Here is a 6,128-nt window from a genome sequence, read left to right as displayed (position 1 = left end):
ACCTCATCCAACCGGCTTACCTCGACGATCACCAACCGTCAGCCCCTACGACAAGACGACTTCAACGTCAGTAGAGGCGGCCGCCGCCATCGGCTCAGTTGCTGCCGGCCGGTGCATGGTGGGCGGGGCTGTGATCGCGAACCGCCGCTAGCAGCACAGCCATGGCCCGTATTGGGGCAGCACAGAGAAGGTGCTGCCCCATGCCCGGTGCGAGGCGCACCTCATCGGCTGCGTAGAAAGGCCAGCACGGCCGCTACCGCGTCGGCGGCTCCTACGACCGCCGCGGGTGTGCCCAGCATGGTGAGGGCTGTCATGAACGGCGGGGCAGGTGGTCCTTCGCCAGTTCATGGGCCGGACCGCCACACCGGAAGCGGACACCTCCGCCGCGGCGACCAGGACGTGAGAGGGACTGGACCGCCGGCGGTGCGCCCTGCGTCCGGCCGATGCTGCCGCCGCCGGGCACCGTCGCGGCGCTCTACCCGCTCACCTCACCGGGCGTGTAGTCGGGCACCGTGACGTCCTGAACTTCCTGTTCGATGGCCCAGTCCCGGACCGTTCCCACTTCTGCTGAATGGCAACGGCCCGCGTGAGCCTCGCCGGCGGCCAGGGGGCGGCAGAGGTCGCCGACGTCGGCCGCCAACTGCTTGGCTTCTGCCTCCAGCTGCAACACGAACGGGCGCACCTCTTCCTTCGTCCCCAGTGGCGGCCCGGCTCCGAGTTGTTCGGTCACCCCCGGACCAACGCGAGACCGCGCGGCTGGACACGGCTCGCCGAGGGGGGCAGGGCCGGGCCGTCCGTCATCGATCCCGGATAACCTCCCTCCTTGTATCCGTGAACTAGGAAACTACCCAAATCCGGCCCCGGGGGTAAGTCGTGACAGAGCGCCAGGTAACAGTCATCGGCACCCTGCAGCCGGGGGCGCCGGTGAGGCCGGAGGAGTTCGACGCCGCGACCCGGGCCGCCCTGGAGCACATCGACGGCCAGGCCGTGAAGGTGGTCGCGGACCATCGGTCGGCGAACACCCGCAAGGGCTACGCCCAGGACTGGGCGAGCTGGGGGAAGTTCTGTGCCGCAAGCGAGGTGCCGTTGTTCGCCGTCACCCCGGGCACCCTGGTGATGTTCGTGGAGTGGCTGTGGACCCAGCCCGGCTGGAAGACGGGGACGTTCATCGCCCCGCGCACCATCGACCGCCGCATCACCGGCACCGTCGTCTCCGCCCGCACCGATCACGGCCTCGTCCTCGAGGGAGGGGTGGCACGCCTGGCCCGCAATCGGCTCAAGCAGCTAGTGAAGGACATGGAGGAGAACGGAGAGCAGCGCGGCCGCGGCCAGGCACCGCCCCTGCTGGTCGAACACCTGACCCGGATCAGCGCCGCCTGCCCCGACAACCTCATGGGTATCCGCGACCGGGCCCTGATCCTGATGCACTTCGCCGTCGCCGGCCGCGAACACGAGATCGCCGCCAACCGGGTCCGCGACTACGCCGACACCCCCGGCGGATTGCTCGCCGACATGCGCGTCTCCAAGGTCCGCCCCCGCATCGTCCCCGTCCCCTACGGCACCCGCCCCTCAATCTGCCCGGTCCGCGCCTGGACCGCATGGAAGGAGGCCGCCGGACTCACCGACCCGGACGGACCCGCCTTCCGGCGCCTGCACTCCCGCTGGCACACCCTCCTGGAGGGCGGGCTGCAGCCCGACTCCGTGGGCGACGTCATCACCCGCGCCGGCGCCCGGGCCGGGATTGAGATCCGCTTCACCGGACACTCGCCCCGCTGCGGACTCGCGACGTCCTCCCGCCTCAAGGGCCACGACCAGATCGTCATCGCCAAGCAGGGAGACTGGGCTCCGCACTCCAAGGTGCTCGCCGGACATCTCGAAGTCGTCGACCAGTGGGAGGACACGCCCTGATCGGCGTCCGGTAGCGCAGGCAAAGGGGTATTGCCGCAGAGGGCGTGCACGCGGAACGGCCTTAAGAGACTGGGCAGGCCCACTCCCAGCTCCGCGACCAGCGTTTTGGGCGCCGTCTGGACGCCTGGACGAAGGCCGTCACTCTCCCCGTCCACGACGCCTGGAGCGTACGGCCCCGTCAGGGCCTGTCGGTGACCTGCTCCGGTGACCAGCCGTCGTTCTCGGTGGCGTCGATAACCAGCCCGGTCTGCACCAGGTTGGCCATCTCGATCGCCGCCTCATAGCGAGCCGGGGTGTCGGTAAGACTCGTGCAGCCAGGTACACGCGGTTGAGTTCGCCCAGTTCAGCGGTGGCCCTACTGATCGGTGGGGAGATGGCTGACGGCGTCTTCGTGGCCGAGGGCTTCGCAGACGTCCCTGGCTCGTAGCGGTCCGGTCGCGTGGTTGAAGGCGGCGAGGATGCGGGGGTAGTCCGGGTGCTCGGGCAGCTCCGGCGGGGATGCGGGGAGCCGGTCGGCGAGGCCGGTGACGGTCTATCTCCCCATGAGTCAGGCCCTTCGCCGACAGCGAGAGCACCATCTCGTCGACACCGGTCAGGTGGCGCTGCCGCTTGCGGACAATCTGCGGCTCGAAGGCGCCGGCGGTGTCCCGGGGCACCTTCACCTCGACCGGGCCGACATCCGTCAGCACGGTCTTCGAGCGGGGGCCGTTACGGCTGTTGCCGCTGTTCCTGCCCGTTGCGTCGTGCTTGTCGTAGCCGACGTGATCGGTGATCTCGCCCTCCACGGACTCCAGCGCCCGCTTCGTCAGCTGCTGCAGCAGCCCGCCCTCTCCGGTCAAATGCAGTCCGTCGGAGCGGGCACGGTCAACCAGCAGCGAGATCAACTGCTCGTCCGACACTGCCTCCGCGGTCGACTCTACGACCGGCTCCTCCGCGGCCGAATCCTCGGTGATGGTCTCGCCCATCAGGCGTCTCCTTGATCATCGGATCCGCCGTTGATTAGACACTCCCGCGTGAGATGGAATTCCCCGGGGCTGATTGGGTGAAGCGGGGTTCGGGGCGCTGGTGTACGCCGGGCCGCGAGGGGAGGCTAGAGCCCATGCTTTCTGGATTCCTCAAGTGCGGCGGTTGGCGCCGTGGTCGTGTGATTGGTGTGCTCTGCGCGGTCGCTGCGGCGGTCGTGGTGAGTGGTTGCGGGAAAGGTGGGAAGGAATCATCTCCAGCTGCGGCGCCGTCGGAAGCCGCAGAAACGGACCTGATCGCTGCTGCGAAGATCGGATGGAACGAGGCAGCGGGCACAGCACTGGGCAGGGTGCCCGGATCCAAGCTGATCGACATCGACCTGAGGCGCCCTGATGGCGTACGTGCGCAGTGGGACACCAGGATCGCCGCAGCGGACGGCACGGCCCACGTCGTGTACGTCGACGCCGTATCCGGTCAGGTCGCCCGGAGCAGGGTCGAATCCGATCAGGACAGCGGGGACAAGCGGGAACTGGTTGCTCTGCTCAACAGCACCAAGATCTCACCTCAGGTGGCCGCCTCGACTGCCACGGGCCGCAGGAAGGGGACCGTGAGCGCGATCGGGCTCGAGAATTCGGACGGCGGCCCCGTCCGCTGGTCCGTCGACTTGATGATGAACGACGGGGGCAAGGCCGTGCTCGACATCGACTCCGCCACTGGCTCCGTCGTAGGCGAGCAAGTCGATCTACTGAGTGGGCGGTGAGACTCGTGGGTGAGGATGGCTTTGACGATTACGACCTCACCCGCGATTGATCGGAGTGGAGCCCGTGACATGACGAGGGCCGCGCGGGTTCTTCATGTGTGACCAAGAAGTGGGCCCGCGCGACCTTGTCCCATCCTGCCTTCTGCAGTGTGAGTCGCCAACATCTCGGCGGGTTGCTCTATGAACTCGAACCTCAGTGGCAGGCACGCTGTGAGGGAGGGCGCCCTGACCGGCCCGGCGGTGTCCGCCGTAGGCAGGCCGGCGCGGGGCCGAAGTACCAACTCGCCCTGCACGACCGGCTGGTCATCACCCTTGTCCACCTGCGTAGCAACGTCCCTGGCCTCGGTGCGGCTGGGCATCGTCCCTTTCGGTTTCCGTCTCCCGGTGACCCCGCTGCACGGCTTTTGGCTGTTCGACGACCGGGTCATCATGGTCGAGACGTTCGCCGCGGAGATGCGCCTCACCCAGCCCGAGGAACTCCGCCTTTATCGCGGCGTGTTCGATCGCCTGGCAACGATGGCCCGCTACGGAGCGGATGCCCGCCGACTCCTCACCGATGCCCTCGACGCACTGGTGGAGCAATCCCCGGATGAGTTCGAGAAATAGCGGGCAATCCGCTCGGGCTTTCTCGGTAACGTTCCTACGGTCAGTGACAGGACAGTCACTGCGACCCGAGGGGCGCCCGGATGATCTGCACCTACTGCAACCTGCCAGACGCAGACCTGCTCATCGGAGTCCTGGAGACGAACAGCGGCCCTGGGTTCGCGCAGCGAGCGCACTCTTCCTGCGCTGACTCCCGCACCGCGATCAAGGAGCTCCGCGACCTGGTGCGCGGCATCCACCCACCGGCCCTCAACGACGGCCTCGACGTCGCCCTGGAAACCCTGGTATCGGGCTACGCGCTGCCCGTGACGCTGGACGTGGACCTGCCCGAGCGGCCCGGAGAGGCGACCGAGACTATCCCATACTTCGACCCGGCGCACGGCCGTGCGCGGGCGGCGGCACGGGGCTGGCGGGATTGCCGGAGCGGGTCAGTACGGTGGACGGGCGGCTGCTGATCGACAGCCCCGCCGGCGGCCCGACCACCGTCACCGTCGAACTGCCGCTGGGCCCCAGGTCCTAGGATCCGCCGCATGCGCATCGTGATCGCCGAAGACGCCACCCCTCCGTGGGCCTCCGCATTGCGCACGTCGCCCTCTCCGAGAGCGCCAACGCACGCGTCGAGAACACTGCACGCCGAGGGCGCAGCACCGAAGCCAGCCTCGTCGACGCCGTACACCACGTCCTGGCGACTGCCGAGCAGGACAAGATCCGCCGCCTCGACGCCGCACTGGATGAGCTCCTGACCTGGAGTACACCGCATCAGCTGTTGGCCGCCGTAGCCGCACCGTCAACCACCCCACCACCAGACGCGGGCATCAGGGTGTTGACCCCCAGCGACGAACAAACCACCGCTGCCGACACCGTCAAGGCTGGCTGCCATCTCGCCCTCCCGGCAGGCGCAGCCGCACATCGATGCTGCCCCACACCGCCACTGCACCCTTGTGCGCCGCCGCTGTGACGTGTTCCCTGAGGAGAGGTAACTTCCCTGGATTCCGCTGAGCCGGGGGCCGTTGGACTTCTTACTTGGACTGTCAGTGCCTTACTGGGGTAAGAAGGGGACGGGTCCAGTGAAGTTCGCGTTGAGCGACAAGCAGCTCGATCTGCTCAAGCAGATCGCCACCGAAAAGACGTATCTGACCGCCGCTGCGCATTCCGGCGTCCTGTGGGCCCTACAGACTAGGGACCTGATCAAGACCGGCTACACGGGTGGCCGCAGCAGCGCGGTTGTGACCGCGGGCGGCAGCTTCTACCTCCAACACGGCAAGCACCCCAAGGAGGTTCAGGCGGAGAAGGAGCGTCTGCAAAACGATCCTGCCCAGGCGGCTCAGGCGCCGGTGGACGGGGTCGAGCTGCTGGCTCGGCTCCGCGAGGCCGGCGGAACGCTCACGGTGCCTGATCCCGGTCCCCGGACCCGGGGGTGCTGGCGGAGCGCCTATTACCACGCGCTGCACCAAGGTCATGTTCCCGACAGCTTCAAGCTGCGCATGACAGGTCGGGACAAGGGCGACGTAATCCTGCGACTGATCGACGAGGCAGCCCGGAAAGCAGCAGAGCCAGCACCCGTACCGGTCATTGACGTCCCCGAGAGCCTCCCGGCCCGCCCGCACCCGCTCGTCGCCCGCACCCGCACCGCGCTCGGTCGATCGAAGAACGTCGCAGACACGCGCGGCCGGCCGGACATGGTGCCGATTCGGGTCTCGCGGCACTTGGCCGACCGGGCTCTTCGTATCGCCCATGCTGTGATCTGCGAGGCGGAAAGGCGCGGCTACGAGGTCGCCGCCGACAGCGACATCCAGCGCGGTGAAGCCACCCACCAGCTCATTATCCGCATCTAACGACCTCGTGCGTGATTGGCATGGGGCCGTGTCGGGGTAGCGGCTGGTGTTGTGATCAC

General features: G+C 68.0%; 6 protein-coding genes and 1 pseudogene. 5 read left to right on the top strand and 2 right to left on the bottom strand.

The window, feature by feature from the left end:
* Positions 1 to 475: 475 nt before the first annotated feature.
* A complete protein-coding gene (locus tag ABZ070_RS34670; RefSeq protein ID WP_356639866.1) occupies positions 476 to 730 on the bottom strand; it encodes a hypothetical protein in 255 nt (84 codons plus the stop codon).
* Between the two features lie 143 nt (positions 731 to 873).
* Between ABZ070_RS34670 and ABZ070_RS34665 the strand changes: the two genes are divergently transcribed.
* Positions 874 to 1,908 (top strand): integrase, encoded by a 1,035-nt coding sequence (locus ABZ070_RS34665; protein ID WP_356639864.1) that lies wholly within the window; start codon positions 874 to 876, stop codon positions 1,906 to 1,908.
* A 533-nt stretch (positions 1,909 to 2,441) separates the two neighbouring features.
* Here ABZ070_RS34665 and ABZ070_RS34660 read toward each other — a convergent pair.
* Positions 2,442 to 2,873 (bottom strand): annotated as a pseudogene (locus tag ABZ070_RS34660) (transposase); the annotation flags it as partial.
* A gap of 347 nt (positions 2,874 to 3,220) precedes the next feature.
* Between ABZ070_RS34660 and ABZ070_RS34655 the strand changes: the two are divergent.
* The 4 genes from ABZ070_RS34655 (at position 3,221) to ABZ070_RS34640 (ending at position 6,069) form a co-directional block, all read left to right on the top strand.
* A complete protein-coding gene (locus tag ABZ070_RS34655) occupies positions 3,221 to 3,631 on the top strand; it encodes a peptidase M4 (protein ID WP_356639862.1) in 411 nt (136 codons plus the stop codon).
* Between the two features lie 180 nt (positions 3,632 to 3,811).
* The gene (locus ABZ070_RS34650; protein ID WP_356639860.1) at positions 3,812 to 4,237 is read left to right on the top strand and encodes a Scr1 family TA system antitoxin-like transcriptional regulator; all 426 of its coding nucleotides are present in this window, start codon (positions 3,812 to 3,814) and stop codon (positions 4,235 to 4,237) included.
* Positions 4,238 to 4,317: 80 nt separating this feature from the next.
* Complete coding sequence (locus ABZ070_RS34645; protein WP_356639858.1) at positions 4,318 to 4,689, top strand: hypothetical protein; 372 nt, start codon at positions 4,318 to 4,320, stop codon at positions 4,687 to 4,689.
* Positions 4,690 to 5,301: 612 nt separating this feature from the next.
* The gene (locus tag ABZ070_RS34640) at positions 5,302 to 6,069 is read left to right on the top strand and encodes a hypothetical protein (protein ID WP_356639856.1); all 768 of its coding nucleotides are present in this window, start codon (positions 5,302 to 5,304) and stop codon (positions 6,067 to 6,069) included.
* The last annotated feature ends 59 nt before the right edge of the window (positions 6,070 to 6,128 follow it).

The sequence above is a fragment of the Streptomyces sp. NPDC006283 genome, assembly GCF_040613325.1.
Taxonomy (GTDB): Bacteria; Actinomycetota; Actinomycetes; order Streptomycetales; family Streptomycetaceae; genus Streptomyces.
This window is presented reverse-complemented; position numbering and strand designations above follow the sequence as displayed.